The 16767-nt window shown below is 46.9% G+C and carries 14 protein-coding genes; 4 read left to right on the forward strand and 10 right to left on the reverse strand.

From position 1 onward, the window contains the following. The first annotated feature begins 81 nt into the window (after window positions 1-81). Both ccsA and V7Q13_RS02225 read left to right on the forward strand, forming a co-directional pair. Window positions 82-2529 (forward strand): cytochrome c biogenesis protein CcsA, encoded by a 2448-nt coding sequence (gene ccsA / locus V7Q13_RS02220; RefSeq protein ID WP_333799051.1) that lies wholly within the window; start codon window positions 82-84, stop codon window positions 2527-2529. 30 nt (window positions 2530-2559) lie between these two features. Continuing rightward, window positions 2560-3192, forward strand: a complete 633-nt coding sequence (locus V7Q13_RS02225; RefSeq protein ID WP_333799052.1) for a DUF4294 domain-containing protein — start codon at window positions 2560-2562, stop codon at window positions 3190-3192. Window positions 3193-3210: 18 nt separating this feature from the next. On the opposite strand, the gene ggt is transcribed toward V7Q13_RS02225, so the two are convergent. From ggt to V7Q13_RS02240, 3 genes are all read right to left on the reverse strand, one after another. After that, window positions 3211-4926: a gamma-glutamyltransferase gene (gene ggt / locus V7Q13_RS02230; protein WP_333799053.1), complete on the reverse strand. Its 1716-nt coding sequence runs from the start codon at window positions 4924-4926 to the stop codon at window positions 3211-3213. Between the two features lie 651 nt (window positions 4927-5577). After that, window positions 5578-7125 (reverse strand): trypsin-like peptidase domain-containing protein, encoded by a 1548-nt coding sequence (locus V7Q13_RS02235; RefSeq protein ID WP_333799054.1) that lies wholly within the window; start codon window positions 7123-7125, stop codon window positions 5578-5580. A gap of 190 nt (window positions 7126-7315) precedes the next feature. After that, complete coding sequence (locus tag V7Q13_RS02240; RefSeq protein WP_333799055.1) at window positions 7316-8326, reverse strand: acyl-CoA reductase; 1011 nt, start codon at window positions 8324-8326, stop codon at window positions 7316-7318. A gap of 62 nt (window positions 8327-8388) precedes the next feature. Between V7Q13_RS02240 and V7Q13_RS02245 the strand changes: the two genes are divergently transcribed. Further along, a complete protein-coding gene (locus tag V7Q13_RS02245; protein WP_333799056.1) occupies window positions 8389-8736 on the forward strand; it encodes a 4Fe-4S dicluster domain-containing protein in 348 nt (115 codons plus the stop codon). A gap of 620 nt (window positions 8737-9356) precedes the next feature. On the opposite strand, the gene V7Q13_RS02250 is transcribed toward V7Q13_RS02245, so the two are convergent. From V7Q13_RS02250 to V7Q13_RS02270, 5 genes are all read right to left on the reverse strand, one after another. Then, entirely contained in the window at window positions 9357-11174 is a 1818-nt protein-coding gene (locus V7Q13_RS02250) for a hypothetical protein (RefSeq protein ID WP_333799057.1), read from the reverse strand. 44 nt (window positions 11175-11218) lie between these two features. Next, the gene (locus V7Q13_RS02255; protein WP_333799058.1) at window positions 11219-11704 is read right to left on the reverse strand and encodes a hypothetical protein; all 486 of its coding nucleotides are present in this window, start codon (window positions 11702-11704) and stop codon (window positions 11219-11221) included. A gap of 237 nt (window positions 11705-11941) precedes the next feature. Next, window positions 11942-12649 (reverse strand): purine-nucleoside phosphorylase, encoded by a 708-nt coding sequence (locus tag V7Q13_RS02260; RefSeq protein ID WP_333799059.1) that lies wholly within the window; start codon window positions 12647-12649, stop codon window positions 11942-11944. Between the two features lie 103 nt (window positions 12650-12752). Continuing rightward, window positions 12753-13604, reverse strand: coding sequence for a helix-turn-helix domain-containing protein (locus V7Q13_RS02265; RefSeq protein WP_333799060.1), 852 nt, complete (start codon window positions 13602-13604; stop codon window positions 12753-12755). Window positions 13605-13696: 92 nt separating this feature from the next. Continuing rightward, window positions 13697-14254, reverse strand: coding sequence for a cupin domain-containing protein (locus V7Q13_RS02270; protein WP_333799061.1), 558 nt, complete (start codon window positions 14252-14254; stop codon window positions 13697-13699). Between the two features lie 167 nt (window positions 14255-14421). Between V7Q13_RS02270 and V7Q13_RS02275 the strand changes: the two genes are divergently transcribed. Then, the gene (locus V7Q13_RS02275; protein ID WP_333799062.1) at window positions 14422-14673 is read left to right on the forward strand and encodes a hypothetical protein; all 252 of its coding nucleotides are present in this window, start codon (window positions 14422-14424) and stop codon (window positions 14671-14673) included. Between the two features lie 58 nt (window positions 14674-14731). On the opposite strand, the gene V7Q13_RS02280 is transcribed toward V7Q13_RS02275, so the two are convergent. Next, on the reverse strand, window positions 14732-15937 hold the full coding sequence (locus V7Q13_RS02280) for a PQQ-dependent sugar dehydrogenase (protein ID WP_333799063.1): 1206 nt from the start codon (window positions 15935-15937) through the stop codon (window positions 14732-14734). Between the two features lie 224 nt (window positions 15938-16161). Next, on the reverse strand, window positions 16162-16746 hold the full coding sequence (locus V7Q13_RS02285; protein WP_333799064.1) for a PhnA domain-containing protein: 585 nt from the start codon (window positions 16744-16746) through the stop codon (window positions 16162-16164). Window positions 16747-16767: the final 21 nt, after the last annotated feature.

Raw genomic sequence — 16767 nt, forward strand, 5'->3', positions numbered from 1 at the left:
CTTTCACGTTTCATTGCCATGAGGTGCATACCCGTACTTTTGCCACGCTTTGCAACCAAATAATTGCAAACTGCCAGCAGTATGGAATTTGTAGGAGAAAATTTGTTGCCCGGTCAGATTGGGCACTTCATGATTGTGTTGTCGCTGATGTCGGCCCTGTTTGCCAGCGTTAGTTTTTACATGGGTTTTAAGGCTGCCGATGCAAGCAGCCGCCCCACCTGGATGAAGCTGGCCCGCATTGGTTTTGCGGTGCAAAGCATTTCGGTACTGGTGTCGTTTTACATTTTGTACCACATCATCAACAACCATTTATTTGAGTACAAATATGTATGGCAGCACAGCAGCAAGGCCCTGCCCATGGAGTATTTGCTCAGCTGTTTTTGGGAAGGCCAGGAGGGTAGTTTTTTGCTCTGGAGCTTTTGGCATGCCGTGCTGGGCTGGTTTATTATAGCCCGTAGCGGCAAGTGGGAAGGCCCGGTGATGTCGGTTATCAGCTTTGCACAGTTTGCGCTGGCTACTATGGTACTCGGCGTTTATTTCTTTGGCCAAAAAGTAGGCAGTAGTCCCTTTGTGCTGCTGCGCAACGAAATGGATGCACCCATTTTCAGTACGCCTAACTACCTCGAATTTGTGACGGATGGTAACGGCCTCAATGCCCTGCTGCAGAACTATTGGATGGTGATTCACCCGCCGGTATTGTTTTTAGGTTTTGCTTCTACCATTGTACCGTTTGCATATGCTGTAGGTGGCCTGCTTACCAAAGACCACAAAGGCTGGACCGCACCTGCTTTGCCTTGGGCATCGTTTAGTGCCGCCGCCCTTGGCCTTGGTATTATGATGGGTGCAGCATGGGCTTATGAGAGCCTCACTTTTGGTGGCTATTGGGCATGGGATCCGGTGGAAAATGCCAGCCTTGTGCCTTGGCTTATCCTTATCAGCGGTTTGCACACCAATCTTATTTACAAAAGCAGCGGCTATTCGCTCCGGGCTACGTATTTGTTTTACATCCTTACGTTTTTGCTCATTTTATACAGCACCTTCCTTACCCGTAGCGGTGTGCTCGGCGATACTTCTGTACACTCCTTTACCGGCTCGGGTATGAATGTGCAGCTGCTGCTGTTCATCTTTGCATTTCTGATACCTGCCGGCTTTATGTTTGCCCGTCAGTACAAGCAAATACCCAGCATTCAAAAAGAAGAAAACCTGTACAGCCGTGAGTTTTGGATGTTTATCGGTTCGCTGGTGTTTTTCTTTTCGTCGCTGGTAATTATTGGTAAAACATCACTGCCGGTATTCAATAAAATATTTGGCACCAGTATAGCCCCGCCTCAGGATGTGGAGTATAGCCACAACCAAATTCAGGTATGGGTGGCTATTATTGTGGGGCTGCTTACCGCTGTAACCCAATACCTGAAATACAAAGACACGCCGAAGAAAACATTTTACAGCAAGCTGCTGTGGCCTACGGCTATTTCGCTGGCCATTGGTTTGTGCATCAGCTATTTTGTAGGGGTGGCTTACGATAAAAAAGGTCCCGGCTTTTGGCTGGCCCTGCACATCGCCATTACTGCTGCAGTGTACGCCATTGTGGCCAACGCTGGTTACATTTGGTCGGGTATGAAGGGCAAACTGAAACTGGCGGGTGCTTCTGTTGCCCACATTGGCTTTGGTATGGTGCTGTTGGGCATCCTCATTTCTGCCAGCAATAAGGTTACACTGAGCTACAATACCACCGGTATTTCTCCATTGCAAATGAAAGATGCCAGCGATGTAAACAACAACCCGCAGGAAAACCTGACCCTGATAAAAGGCGTGGCAACTGATATGGGTAAATACATGGTGACTTACACCAAAGACACGCTGAGCCCCCGTGACCAGAAGCGGTATTTTGAAATTGATTTTCAGCACAAGCAAACCAAGGAAAATTTCAAACTCTATCCCGACGTAATTGAAAACAACAAGGGTGGGGAAGGCCTTACACCCAACCCCGATGCCAAGCACTATTGGAACAAGGATATTTTTATTTATCTCACCTTTTTGAGCGACCCCACCGCCAAGCAAAAAGACACTACGCAGTTTGCAAAAAAAATGGTGGTGATTGGCGATACCAGTTTTTACAGCAATGGCATGTGGACGGTAAACCAGATTGAAGTAAACCCGCCCGATGAAAAGTTTGCTGCCTACAAAGGCGACACTTTGCTGGCTGCCGATATTTCGGTGATTGCCAAAGACGGCCGTATTTACAAAGCCCGGCCGGCATTTCGACTCAAAAACAATACCCTCGATATCATTACCGATACGGTGATGAGTCAGAGCCTCGTATTTACCATTAATAAGCCTGGCGATATGGAGAAGCGGGAAGTGGAAATAGGCCTGAAAGAAAGCAACGCCATTCTGGATTTTGTAACGCTGAAGGCGTATGAATTTCCTGCCATCAATGTGCTGTGGTTGGGTATTGTGGTTACGGTAATTGGTTTTATCATGAGTATGTTTCAGCGCCGCAAAGCCGCCAAACGATACAATGAATAACCGGGTCTTTCGTTTTTGGTAAGTATATTCATGCTTACAATGCAGCGCATCCTCATCATAACTATCATTTGTTGCAGCAGCTTACTGGCTGCGGCACAAACCCAGCCGCCGGTGGTAAAGCACCCCGACTATGGAGTAAATGATACACTGGTAGTGTATGCCACGGTGATGGAAGATGGTACACTGGTGCCCACCTCGTGGCTGCTGCCGGTAGAAGTGCTGGGCAAAATGCCCCGCCACCTGGCCAGGCAACAAAAGAAAATGACCCGGCTTAAAAATGCTGTGTACGTTACCTATCCTTATGCACGGGAGGCCAGTCGCATCATCAACTTTATGAACCGCCGCATGGCAGGCATGAAAGATGAAAGTGCCCGCAGGCAGTTTATCAAATCGCAGGAAAAGCAACTCAAAGAAGCCTTTGGCGATAAAATTACCAGCCTGAGTGTGTACCAGGGCAAAGTGCTCATGAAACTCATCAACCGCCAAACCGGTGCCGATGTGTACGCTATTTTAAAAGAATACAAAGGCGGCGCCAATGCCCGGCTGTGGCAAACGGTGGCGTTTGTATTTGGCAGCAGCCTCAAGCAACCTTACGACCCCACCGGCGAAGATGCCGAAATGGAAGGGTATGTACGGGAAGTGGAAATGCTGTATGGCGGATAATTTATAGCGGCTCGACACTTACCAGCCAGCCACACTATCATCGCCACGTTTATCACCCACTACTTCCAGTTTGCCATTGGGTTTTACCAGTATCATTTCGGTAGCACTCCAGGCCCCGTTTTCCACTATTTTGTAGCCCATCGCTTCCAGCTGTTTGCGTACATCCATGGGAAAATCTTTTTCCACCCGCACTTCATCGGGCTGCCACTGGTGGTGAAATTTTGGTTTGTTCACTGCATCAAAAGCATTCATGTTGTAGTCCACCACATTAATAATGCTTTGCAATACTGATGTAATAATGGTGGTGCCACCGGGTGTACCTACCACCATAAAAGGTTTGTTGTTTTTGAGCACTACGGTGGGCGTCATACTGCTGAGCATACGCTTGCCGGGGGCAATAGCATTGGCCACGCCACCAATGGCACCAAACATGTTGGGTACACCGGGTTGAACGCTAAAATCATCCATTTCGTTGTTGAGGAAAAAGCCGGCGCCGCCCACAACCACTTTACTTCCGTAGCCGCCGTTGAGGGTAGTGGTTACACTTACGGCATTGCCATCGGTATCCATCACACTCAGGTGGGTGGTTTCCATGCTTTCTTTTATTACACCGGGTGTAATGTTGGTGCTCACCGATGCTTTGGTGCTGTCGTAATCGGCCATGCGCTGCTGCAGATAAGCCGGTGCCACCAAGCCTTTCATCGGCACTTTGTAATAATCAGGATCGCCTAAGTGTTCTGCACGGTCGGCATAGGCACGGCGTTCAACTTCGGTAATAAGCTGTACACTTTTTGCCGTTTGAAAACCATAGCTGGCCAGTGGCCGGTTTTCCAGCATCTTCAGCATTTGATGAATGAGTATGCCGCCGCTGCTGGGGGGTGGCATAGAAATTATCTCATAGCCTTTGTACATAAATACAACAGGCGTTCTTTCTACTGCTTTGTAATTTTTCAAATCGGCTTTGCTGATGATACCACCGCCACGTTCCATTTCATTCACAATCAAGTCGGCAGTTTCTCCTTCGTAAAAACCCGGCTGGCCCTTGTCTCTGATGCGTTTCAGTGTGTTGGCCAAATCGGGTTGTATCAAGGTATCGCCGGCTTGCCATTTTTTTTCTCTGTAAAAAACGGGGAGGCTGGTGTTTACCCTTTCCAATTGCTGCTGTAAATTATTGAGGCGGTTGGCTTCTCTTTCTGTAATGGCAAATCCTTTTTCTGCCAAATCAATAGCCGGTTGAATCAATTTTTTCATGGGCAGTTTGGCATACTTCAAAGAGGCAAACAAGCCAGCCGGTGTGCCGGGTACACCACTGGCCAGGTGGCCGCTTTGCGATAGTCTGGTATTGGCCTTGCCCGTTTTCGGATCTACATACATGTTTTCGGTGGCTTTGCCGGGCGCCATTTCGCGGTAGTCGATGGAAATATTTTTGCCCGACGACAAGCGGGCCACCAAAAAACCGCCACCACCAATATTGCCCGCCGTTGGGTACACCACAGCCAACGCCCACTGGGTGGCAATGGCTGCATCAACTGCATTACCGCCGTGTTGCATTACATACATACCAGCCTCACTGGCCAGCGGATGTGCACTGCTCACCGCCGCTTTGCTGTACTCGGCCTGTTTTACCAACTGGTATTTGTACCCATTGGGCTGTGCCGCAGCAGGCAGTGCAAATGCAACACAAAAACCAACCAACAGAAAAGCAGGAGCCAAATGGCTAAGTATCTTCTTCATAAGCAATATCAAAATGTAGTGCTTCCAAATATCAGGGAAAATAGCGGGATGTTGGGTGGTGTGAGTTGGAATGTCGGGAAGACCGAAAGACCGAAAGACTGAAAGTTGGGAGTCCGGAGTCGGGGAGTCGGGAGTCCGGAGTCGGGGAGTCGGGAGAAAGTCCGAAAGACGGGAAGCCGGAAGTCAGTAGAAAAATGCCAATATGTACCACATCACTCTACGTTCCCTCTCCTTTGGAGAGGGTGGGATAGGTTAATATAGTCGGATAGTTGGAATGTCGGGAAGACCGAAAGACAGTAAGTTTTCTCCCCTTTGTGGGGTGCCCTTTTGGGCGGGGTGGTTTTTTGTACATAGCCGGAAAGCCGGCCAGATAAATTGCGGGAATCCAAATTGCTAACCCGTTTAGCCCTGAAAGGGCGAAAATCCATCAGCCACTGGCAACGCCTTTGGTATACAATACCAGAAAGATGTACCAAGCCCAGAAGGGGTGCCATCATTTCATTGGTTGAAGTTTAAGAGGAGTAACGGGCTAACAAAGGCCGGTAGGCTTGCAACAGTTTTTCATTCCCCACCGGGGGCCAGGGGGCTGCCTCAAAAAAAGACGACACCTGTTTGAGGTGCCGTCTTTTAAAAATTCATCCAATTATTTGATTACTGTCTTCCGCCGCCGTTTTCCTGCTGTGGGTTCAGGTTGAGCGGATAACCGTACACGCCTTCAAAACCGGGATAAACACCCTCAAGGCGAACGGTACCGCGGGCACTGCCCAACAGTTTCATTAGTTCTTCTACCGATTTCACAGGCTGGCTGTTCACACTCGTAATTACAAAGTCTTTTTGCATGCGGGTATTGCTCAGCAGGCCTTCACCCAGTTCTTTCACTTTTACACCACCGGCTATACCAAATTTTTCTGCGTCTTTTTTCGATACTGTTTCCAGCTGACCACCCAGTTTTTCTTTCAGATCGGCGTTGGCATCATTCTTCACCACATCGGTATTACCGGCACGGTTTTTCAAGGTAACGGTGGTCGATTTGGCGGCACCATCTCTTTTAAAACTGATGGTGACTTTATCGCCGGGCTTGTAGTTGGCTACCTGCTCCACCATTTCTGAACCGCTGGTTACTTTCACTCCGTTGATGGCAGTGATATAATCGCCGGGCTTAATGCCTGCTGCAGCGGCTGCACCACCTTCGGGCACTTCCCGCACATACACGCCTTCGCCCTGTGTTATACCTGCCTTGCGGAATTCTTCTTCGGGTGCATCATCTGGCATGTAAGTAATGCCAAGGTAAGCCCGCTGCACAGCACCATACTTAATGAGGTCGCCGGTTATTTTGCGAACAATGTTTACAGGAATGGCATAACTGTAACCAGCGTAAGAACCTGTTTGCGAAGCAATGGCCGAGTTGATGCCAATCAGTTTGCCTTCGGCATCTACCAGGGCGCCACCGCTGTTGCCCTGGTTTACGGCAGCATCGGTTTGTATAAAGCTTTCAATAGGCGTATTGCTCTTGCGGCTGTTGAGGCCAAGCGAACGGGCTTTAGCACTCACAATACCTGCTGTTACAGTTACGTCAAGGCTCCAGGGGTAGCCAATGGCCAGTACCCACTGACCGAGTTTTACATCATCGCTATTGCCCCAAACAATGTAGGGCAGGTTTTCGCCGGTGATTTTCAACACTGCCAAATCGCTGCTGGGGTCGGCGCCAATGAGCTCGGCCTTGTACGATTTTTTATTGGGCATGGTCACGTTTATTTCATCGGCATTTTCAATAACATGGTTGTTTGTTACTATGTAACCGTCTTTGGTAATGATAACGCCGGAGCCACTGGCCCGCTGCTCAGGAATGGTCATGCTGCGAGAGCCGCCGCCACCAAACATGTCGCCAAAGAAATCATCGCCAAACAAATCGGCAAAAGGGCTGCGCTGCCGTTGGGTGGTTACCTGACGGGCATTTATTTTGGTTTTGATGTGTACCACTGCTGGGGTAGCTGCACCGGCTGCCGCCGAAAAATCAACCGGGGTATTGCCCTGCACCCCGTTGCCTTCTACAAAAGAGGCATAGTTGGCAGGCATTTTTCCAGTTTCCTGGTAACCGTTTGAGTTGCTGCTACTGTAGATTTTTCCCAGACCCCAAACGCTCAGCACCGAGGTAACGACGCTAACGCCTGCAATCGCAAATACGGACTTCCAATTCATAGCTTTTCTTTTTCTGTTTATGTTCAAACGAAATGATTCGTAAATCTAATAGTAAATGCCACTCACTTGTGGTGAAGAAAATGCAAATACCATTTTGTTTAACCGCCGTTTAACAGCAATAACAATAGATGTGCCGCTTGGTTGTGGCTGATGTTTTGACAGCAGCCGGCTGACAATTGCACAGCACTGCTTACTGCTTTTGCGGCAATGTTGTCAGAAACTGCATCGTGTCTACACCGTCGGCAAAATCGCTGAGGGCTGGCTGCTGAGCCCGGCCAAAAGGAATGTGCTGCTTGCTACACAGGCATTGCAGGTTGTCGGCCTGTTCTTGAAGCAGGGCAGCTTCATCTATACTGTCGTAAAAGCTGTAGTGTACCTGGCTGATGGGCGAAAACAAACCTTCGTTTTCCGTGAGCAGTACGGTGCCGTTGGTCATGTAAAACTTGTTGTTAAGCAAAAGGATACTCAGGTTGTAATCGTAGTTGTTTTTAAATTTAAAATGATCGGCCATCCAACTGTATTTATCGAGGGCACGCAGCAGCGGCACAAAATCATAGTTGCGGGGCACGTAGAGCTTCGATACGTTGCGGCAGCCCAATCCAAAGTACAGCATCATATCATCGGCCAGTAGTTCGAGGGTGGCGGCATCTTCGCTGCCATCGAGCACGGCTACCGAAGTGCGGTTGCGCCGGATGATGCTGGGATAGTTACGGAAATAATAATCGAAGTAGCGGCTGCTGTTGTTGCTGCCGGTAGCTATGTAGGCATCGCAGCCTTTTAGCTGTTCTGCAAAAATAATTTCATGACCAAAATCAGGCGCCCATTGTTGCAGGGTGGTTACAATGTGTTTCATCAGTGTTTCATCCTTTGAGGAAGGCTTTAAAACCAGCTGATGACCGGCCAAAATACCGCACAGCATATCATGAAAACCCACCATGGGAATATTGCCTGCCATTACTATGCCGAGGCGCTGTGGGGCATAGGTAATGCCTTGCGGCAAATACTGATGGGCAAAGGCTTTCAGCGCATCGGGCTGCAAAAAACCGTGGGCAATTCCTGCAGCTGCAGCATCTACAAATTGGGGCACAAACCAGCCGTTTTCAATACCGGCTTTTGTCTTGGCTTCCTGCCATGCTGCGTCGTCCGATAAAAGATATTCACCCAGCTTTACAAGTATTTCTATGCGTTGATGTAGATTCACGGATTGGTCGTTATTTTTGAAGGGACAAAACTAATTTGAAACGAAACTAAACAGTTCTCATCATGGCAATTAAAATAACCGAAGAATGCATCAACTGTGGTGCCTGCGAACCTGAATGTCCGAACAATGCGATTTACGAAGGCGGTGTGGAATGGGCACTGGCCGATGGTACTACTGTAAGCGGTACGTTTACCCTGCTCGATGGTAGCACCATGGATGCCAATCAGAAAAATGAACCCATCAGCACCGATACTTACTACATTGTACCCAACAAGTGCACCGAGTGCCAGGGTTTTCACGAAGAGCCACAGTGTGCTGCAGTGTGCCCTGTAGACTGCTGCGTACCCGACGAAGCGTATGTAGAAGCAGTAGACGAACTGATGGCGAAAAAAGACCGTTTGCACAGCTAAGTTGTGTGCAAAAATAATTTGATGCAAATACTTGTGGTTACACCCGGGGCGGTAGTAACTTTAGTACATCAACAGAAGGGATAAAACCCTGTACATCGGCGGGTGATATGTTCCGCCAACAAAGCTGAAGGTTTTCGCCTTCAGCTTTTTTTGTGTTGGTGGGTAAAGGCATGCTGAGAAACGAAGCTACATGCCCCGACCGCAGCGTTGGGGGTAACGGATGAAACGGAGCCGGGAAGACCAAAGCGAAAGCGATGCAGCTGCTGATACTAGAAACGAAAATGTTATGCCAGAAATGACGGGAGTAACAGGATAAGCATGGAAGCCATTTCCCCAACCCGGCCATTGGGCCGGAGATGTGGCCTAAACACTGATGGGAAAAATGAAAAGCTAACGTTCGAGGCTTGCCGCAGGGCTGGAATTGTTGCTGTGTCAGCCCGGCAACTGAAGCCGATTGAAAAACTGATGATGAATTTAATAACTAAAAGCCAAATAGAATTAGGTCAAGCCCGATATTAGCTGATAGTAGTACAACTGCCGATTGTTATTCCGTCCGCCAGCCTTGCGGCAAACCTTTTGTTATGTGCAGCCCGGTTAAGTTGAAGTTGTGTCAGCCTATGTTATGCAGGTATTAAAATTTGCTTTCTTTGTTTTTTATATTTTACTTCTGGTTCTAGAAGGGTCAACTGTTGTGAATTAACTGGCTTCATTGCTTTAATGAATTCGTTGAACTTATCAAGTTTAATATTCAATTTGAATTGCTTGTTGATTTTGTTAAGTTCGCTCTGCATTGTTCGCTCTGGAAATTGCAAAGCAAGTTTTAAAAGGTCAATTCGCATTAGAATGTCTTTTGTGAAAGTTCGTTTTGCATCAGAGAAAGTAATAGCTTGTAAAAGTTCTTTTGATTTTTCAGAGTTTAAAAGAATAAGAGTATAAGCAGCAAATTCCAAATTGTCAAAGCCCAACAAATAACAAGTGTCGTCAAGCATTATTGGTTTGTCATTTTGAGGCAAAACTAAATTGAAAGAGTAGTTTTTGTATAAGCCTGAAATCGCAACCTTAAAGGGAGTAAAAGAATAATCACCAATTCCAAAAATTGAATAATCGGGCTTATTGTTATAAATACTCGATTTGCGTAAATCGAATTGGCTCTTGTTCTTGTATAGGTAGGTAAAAGTTTTAGGAAATTCTTTTTTGATAAAAGAGGTGTCTTGCCCAACTTTTTTCTGAGTGATGATTGTAAATTTTCTAGTCTTGTCGATTACGGTTTCTTTGAGATCTGAGCTTTTCAATAAACCGTAAACTAAATCTTCCTCTAAATTAACTTTGTGTTGAAGTCCATTTATAAAATGTCCGTTCTCTCTGTCAAACTCCATAATTGAAGAACAGTCATGCTTAATTCCTTGCCGCCACATGAAAGGAGAAACTCCGTCAATGTCGTTGCTGAGTTTATAAAGTTCAATGCTGGAAACAAATTTTTCATTAACCCATCCAAATCGGTTAACTAATTTTAAAGGGTTATAAAAATCAAATTCCTCACATTCGAATTCAGCGGTTTGGTTAAGTTTGCAGTACAGTAAAGATGCTTCAACTGATACATTGAATTCTTTTTTGCTGTCTATTGTTAGTTTTTGTAGATCGGCAATTTTATAATTACGTTGCCGTTGGTCGTACACAACATTTTTTATTACAGAGTTTTTTACAAGGAATGCAAAGTGTCCTTTAGAATTTTGGAAGGCATCAAACATCATAAGTGTTATATACTCGCTAATGTCAAAGTTCCCTTTACCTGTCATTGCATCTAGACCACTGTGTTTTTTAAAGTTAGATTTTGTTGGCAGGTTGCCTGATGATAAACTGCTAAGTTTAGAATTTGTAACCCACGGCGGGTTTCCAATAACTAAAATTTCTTCTAAGGAATGTTCCTTAGATATTTTGCTGAAATCGAAATCAAAAACATTGAAATGATTGATTTCGATTTCAGGTTTTCTAGTTTTAGGATTTTTAATAAAGAATTCAATAATATTAAACTTAGTTTCCCACACATAAGGCTTATAGATTTCGACTCCGAATATTTTTTTAATTTCTTTAAAAGTGCTTAGACACGCAACAATAAAATTTCCTTTTCCGCAAGTTGGCTCAACAATAATTTTTGGATTGGATAAGCCTTGTTTTAAAAAATTAGAAACTTTAGTTGCTAAATCAAAATTAGTTTGAAAGTCACCATATTCGGCTCTGTCGGGTTCTTCGACTAAATTTTCACTAAAGTAAATTGCTTCTTTCAATGCTTCAAACTCTTCCTCAGACTCAAAAAAATGTTTGATGCCGCAGGCATCAAACATTTTTTGATTGGCTGTTGACAGTGTAGTTGTCCTATTCAATTTGGTGCGAAAGAAATTCGAAACCTGAATTGAAATATTTGCCTCAAATACTTTCATCACTTTTTTAGTTTATTATATCTACAATGTTTGAGTACATGAAGTTAAAAATCTTTTATCATTTCCTTTATAATTTCTACCTTCTTCGCCTCTTTACGCATGTAAATTTCATAGGCGTTTTTCATCCCTTTTAAGAACCCTTTTAAATCCTGCTTCAAATCTACTTCTAAAGGCTTACACATTTGTATGACTCCCCAACCTTGAGCTTCGATAGTTAAGCAATTCCAACTTATATTATGAACAGCCACTATGCCAGAATCTTTGACGATTTCAAGTCCAGCTTTAGTTACGTTGTAATCTACGAAGATAAAATATAGCTCATTCCCATCTTGTTTTAGCCATTTGATTAATCTCATGGCTGATATAATGTTCGGCGAATAGTTATTATTAGCCAAATTGGTACTTTTAACATTAACAGGTTTCTGTGGATCATTATTTAACAAGAAGTCACCTATTGATTTTCTAGTTCCTTTGGCAACGGCGCCATGCTTTTCGGCAAGTTTAACTTCTATTTCTCTGTAACGGTCCATTTGTCTAGTGTTTATTTGTCTTTAGTGGTATAAAGTTAAGTTTTATTACTTAGTTAGCTTTAAGTTATGAGGTTGTCGCTAGGGTTGCACATAACTCAAAAATAGACGACACTCGCCACATTTTCCGCATTGATAACCAATCTTTTTTTTAAGGCAATCCACATTGTCTTAAGCCTTTTCAATTGTTGCAATAGTTGGCTAAATAGTACATCTCTAAACAGCACAACAGTTGAATTCTTATAACCTTATACCTGCTTCCAGCGCCAGCTCAATCATGGGCAACAGCGATTGCTCCCGTTGGTTGGGCGATATTTTTTGCTGCGTTGGAATAATGTCGGACACAGTGAGCAGACAGGCGGCCGATTTGCCCAGATAGCGGGCATTGGCAAACAGCGCAAAGGATTCCATTTCTACCACTTCACACTTGTGTGCTGCTGCAATTGCGGGCAGTTCTGGGTTGGCCCGGTAAAAATAATCGCTGGTATGTACGGCCGTATCGTGCACAGCTTGCTGACGTGCAGCAGCTGTTTCATTAATGACTGTATATGCGTTGCCTTGCGGCAGCATCACTTCTTCTGCATAGCCCCATGCTTCTTTGGCAAATGTGCTTTCGCTAGCCGCTTTGTTCACGTTGATGATATCGAACAACTGCAGGTTGTTGTGGTATGCACCACAGGTGCCAATGCGAATGATGTGTTGCACATCGTAATTGCTATACAGTTCATAACTGTAAATACCGATAGAGGGGCAACCCATGCCGCTGGCACCTACGCTGATGCGCTGGCCTTTGTACAAACCGGTGAAGTAAAATATGTTGCGGGTGCTGCTTACCAGTGCAGCATCGGTTAAAAATTCGGTGGCTATGAGTTTGGCCCTCAGCGGATCGCCGGGCATCAGTACTACGGGAGCAATGCTTCCTTCGGGGGCGGTTATGTGTATGCTCATGTGCGGGCAGTTAATAGATAGGGCCGCAATGTAGCTAAAATGTACGCCCGTTGGCAGCGGCCAATTTTACAATGGATAATTGTTAGGGAATACGCTGTCTGGCTCAGGCCAGCGAGTTTTGGTAGAACCCTTCACTCAAACCAAATTGCCTTTCTGGCGCATTGTTTTCAATGGCGTGAAAGGCGTTGGGTGATAATCCTGTAAAAGTTTTGTAGGCTTTGGCCAAATGCTGGTAGTCGTGAAAATGACTTTCCAGCGCAATGCGCAACCAGCTGTATTGCGGCTTGCTGTTGCGTAGCCGGAATGCTTTATCAAAGCGAATGATTCGTTCGTACGTTTTTGGATTGATGCCGGTGCGTTCGGCAAAACACCTTTCCAGTTGTCGGCTGCTGAGGCAGGCTGCTTTGGCCAAGGCATCTACCGATACCAAACCGTTTTGCTGGAGTAGCCAGCGGCAGGCATCGTCTACCGGTAGCAAACTGCGCCGCTGCCGGCGTATGAGCTGGCGAACAAAATCGTTGGCGATATCCAGCATACTGGCGTAGCAGTCTGCTTCCCGCAGTTGTTCATTCACCTGCAATACATCGATGGAAAAAAAATGCTGTGCCGACAGGTATTGATTGCAAATTTCGGAGGCAGGCATACCCGTGAGGTTGTACAAGGCACCGGGGTAAAAGATAATCTGAAATACAAGGAAGTTGTGCCCGATGATGCGGTGCGTTACTTCAGAAAGCTGGCCATAGAGCACCACGGGCAAATGTTGCTGCATGGTGCCCTGCTGATCGAACAATACGGTTTCTGTATCGAATGGATAAAAGGCGAGGCAATGCTCGGGGCGGGGTGGGTAAGCCTTTGGTGGTATGGGGTGCCCGGCCTCAAAACGGAGGTGTACTATGCGGTACAGTTGTACAAACTGTTGCACATCGGGGGCAGGTATAAAATCTTTCAGTAGCAAGGGCGATGGATGCAATGAGGAAGATAAAAAGTTTGGCAGAAAGCTGATATGAAAATTATGCAGCCAACTGCCAAACCATCAGGGTAAGCGTGTTACAAAGTGAGGGGTGGGCCAACCACTTTCATGTCGTGTTCGGCATGTATGCGGTCCATTTCTTCGGGCGTGGGGCGGGTAGTCATCTTGTTCATGATTTGGAAAAACTCTTCCATTTTGCCGGCTGGTTGCAGCAGGTAAATGAGGCGGCCTTTGTCGCTCAGTTGTATCCAGGTATGCGGAATGCCACGGGGCAGAAAAATGGTTTGGCCGGGGCCGAGTACATGCGTTTCGCTGCCCACCACAAATCGGTATTCACCTTCAATTACGGTAAAAATTTCATCTTGCCTAAAGTGAATGTGTAGCATGGGGCCTACTTTGCCCAGGCCTGTGTAGTCGAACATGCTGAGCTGGCCGCCGGTGTCTTTGCTGCTGATTTTTAAATCGTTAGGGTGAACGCCCAAAAACTTCACCACATCGCCAAACCTCGATTGGCCGCTGCGTACAACAAAGGGTTTGGGGTTGGAAGCAGGCGGGTTTTCTGTGGTGCCCGTTTTGGCAAGGGCCAATGCCGGCACGGCCAGCAGGCTGTTGAGTAAAAATTGTTTGCGTTTCATGACGGATGGATTTGATACCGCTAAAATGCAACAACCGCTTAGCCAGTTGGTGGTACAAATCCGACATGTTTTAGAACCATTTAGCCCAAAGACCTGTTATGAAATGCTATCCCAGATTAGTTTTACCACAAATCACACACCCGTTTTCACTGCTCAATACTTCAGTCATGACAACGCATCAGGACTTTTCGCAACTCACTACACAAGCCTTGCTCAAAAAGAAGCAATTGCACAAAACCATGCTTGGTGTTTGCATTGCTTTTGCGTTGGCCATCTTGGCTTCGGTGTTGTACCTGTCGGTGGTGGAGCGGTTGTTTTCTTCCAGTTTTGTTGCCCTCTTCGCCCTTTTGCCAGCTTTACTTTTCAATGCTTCGCAACTCAGACCTATTGATGATGAGTTGAACAACAGAAAGCGATAACGAATAAAAAAAGGGAACCAAACGGCTCCCTTTTTTATGCTGCGCAACTGCACAAGCGTTATTTCTTTTTTACCACATACAACTTGCCCGAGTCGGTAACCGTGTACAACTTACCATCGAGGTAAGCCACATCACGAAAGCGTTCATTCAGGTTAGAGAGTAAACGTTCTTCACCAGCCACACGACCATTTTCCAGTTTCAGGCGGTTGAGGTGCATGCCGCTCAGGCAGGCAATAATGAGGTTGTTTTCCCACTCAGGTATGGTATTGCCTTTGTAAAAAGTCATGCCACTGGGCGATATCACGGGGTCCCAATAATACACGGGTTGCTCCATGCCATCTTTTTGCTGAATGGCGTCGCCAATGGCTGGGCCACCGTATTCAATACCGTAGGTAATAATGGGCCAGCCATAGTTTTTGCCGGGCTTAATGAGGTTGAGTTCATCGCCACCACGGGGGCCAAATTCGGCTTCCCACAATTCGCCGGTTACAGGGTGCATGTCGAGGCTTTGCGGGTTGCGGTGGCCATAGCTCCATATTTCGGGCATTACATCGGCCTTACCGATAAAGGGATTGCCGGGAGCGGGTTTGCCTTCTTTGGTGATGCGAAATACTTTACCCAAACCACTGTTGAGCCACTGCGATTGTTTGCGGCCATCGAGGTTGCTGCGTTCGCCGGTAGTTACAAACAAATAACCTTCTTTGCTAAACAGCAGGCGAGAGCCAAAGTGCAGGCTGCTTTTGAGTTTGGGCGTAGCCCGAAAAATAACGCTGATGTTTTGAATACTGTTTTCATCGGAGGCCAACTGGCCTTTTGCCACGGCCGTGAGGTTGGAGTCGCCCTGCTGCTCGCTGTATGCCCAGTAAAGGGTTTTGTTGCTGGCGAAATCAGGATCGGGCACTACATCTAGCAGGCCACCCTGACCACGATCGGCTACGGCGGGCAGACCGGTGATCTTATGTTGCAGCTGACCATCCGTACCGCGAATTTCCATGTAGCCCGATTTGATGGTGAGCAACAAGCGGCCATCGGGCAGGGGCACCACGGCCCAGGGGCGGCCGAGTCCTTCGGCCAGTTTCACGGCTTCGTAAGCAGTGGCGGAGGTCATGCCGGGGCCACGGGTTTGGCCTTCAAATGCAGGTTTGTAGTTGCTGTTGGCTTTGCCGGTTTCTACCGGTGCGCCGGGGGCTGCTGGCTTGGGCTGGGCGGTACATGCCATTGCAAAAACCAATGCCAGGCTGGCAAAAGCGGAAGTCTTAATCATAGTTATTTGTAAAAATGGAGGCGATAAAGGTAGATGAAACAAGTTGACGAGGTGACTGGTTCACGTGGTTACGAGTGGACTAGTTTAAGAGTTCACGAGTTCACAAGTTGGAGCCTGTTAGTTGAATGTGAAACCTAATTAACGAATCAACCAATCAACCAATTAACTCGTCAACCCATCAACTCGTCAACTCGTCAACTTTCCAACCTACCAACCTACCAACCCTAACTATGCTGCCTCCGCAGGTACTGCGTCAAAATCACAATTTGCTGGTTTTCGATACGGCCTTCAATCTGGTTTACATTATCAGGTACCAGGCGAATGTTGCGGATAACGGTGCCAACCCGGGCATTCACGGTGCTGCCTTTTACATCGAGGCTTTTGGTGAGTACCACGGTATCGCCGCCAAAGAGTTGGGCACCGTTGCAGTCGCGGTGCAGGTTTACGGTGCCATCGCTTTCGTGGTCGCCGGTGGCTTTGGCAAAGGCCAGCCATTCATCAGTGAGGTAGAGCATGTCAAGCAGGTCGGCGGCCCAGCTTTCGTTGCGCAGCCGGTTGAGCATACGCCAGCTTACTACCTGCACGGCAGGCACTTCGCTCCACATGCTGGTGCTCAGGCATTGCCAGTGGTTGTGGTCCAGTTCAGCTTTTTGTTCTATTTGCTGTAGGCACGTGTCGCAAATCATCATCACGGTGTCGGCCGAAGGAATGTCTTGCGGCGGCACTTCGTACAATTTCAGCGGGCTGCTGGCGGCACACATCTCACATTTTCCCTGGCTGCGCTGCTGCGCTACGGCTTCTGGCTTCATAACTGTTGGTTATTTTTTCTG

It is taken from the genome of Phnomibacter sp., from assembly GCF_036803085.1.
In the GTDB taxonomy this organism is placed as follows: Bacteria; Bacteroidota; Bacteroidia; order Chitinophagales; family Chitinophagaceae; genus Phnomibacter.

Excerpts from the sequence above, each read along its gene's own strand:
- ccsA (WP_333799051.1), top strand. The coding sequence starts at position 82 with ATGGAATTTGTAGGAGAAAATTTGTTGCCCGGTCAGATTGGGCACTTC.
- V7Q13_RS02225 (WP_333799052.1), top strand. The coding sequence starts at position 2,560 with ATGCTTACAATGCAGCGCATCCTCATCATAACTATCATTTGTTGCAGC.
- ggt (WP_333799053.1), bottom strand. The coding sequence starts at position 4,926 with ATGAAGAAGATACTTAGCCATTTGGCTCCTGCTTTTCTGTTGGTTGGT.
- V7Q13_RS02235 (WP_333799054.1), bottom strand. The coding sequence starts at position 7,125 with ATGAATTGGAAGTCCGTATTTGCGATTGCAGGCGTTAGCGTCGTTACC.
- V7Q13_RS02245 (WP_333799056.1), top strand. The coding sequence starts at position 8,389 with ATGGCAATTAAAATAACCGAAGAATGCATCAACTGTGGTGCCTGCGAA.
- V7Q13_RS02250 (WP_333799057.1), bottom strand. The coding sequence starts at position 11,174 with ATGAAAGTATTTGAGGCAAATATTTCAATTCAGGTTTCGAATTTCTTT.
- V7Q13_RS02255 (WP_333799058.1), bottom strand. The coding sequence starts at position 11,704 with ATGGACCGTTACAGAGAAATAGAAGTTAAACTTGCCGAAAAGCATGGC.
- V7Q13_RS02260 (WP_333799059.1), bottom strand. The coding sequence starts at position 12,649 with ATGAGCATACACATAACCGCCCCCGAAGGAAGCATTGCTCCCGTAGTA.
- V7Q13_RS02270 (WP_333799061.1), bottom strand. The coding sequence starts at position 14,254 with ATGAAACGCAAACAATTTTTACTCAACAGCCTGCTGGCCGTGCCGGCA.
- V7Q13_RS02275 (WP_333799062.1), top strand. The coding sequence starts at position 14,422 with ATGACAACGCATCAGGACTTTTCGCAACTCACTACACAAGCCTTGCTC.
- V7Q13_RS02280 (WP_333799063.1), bottom strand. The coding sequence starts at position 15,937 with ATGATTAAGACTTCCGCTTTTGCCAGCCTGGCATTGGTTTTTGCAATG.
- V7Q13_RS02285 (WP_333799064.1), bottom strand. The coding sequence starts at position 16,746 with ATGAAGCCAGAAGCCGTAGCGCAGCAGCGCAGCCAGGGAAAATGTGAG.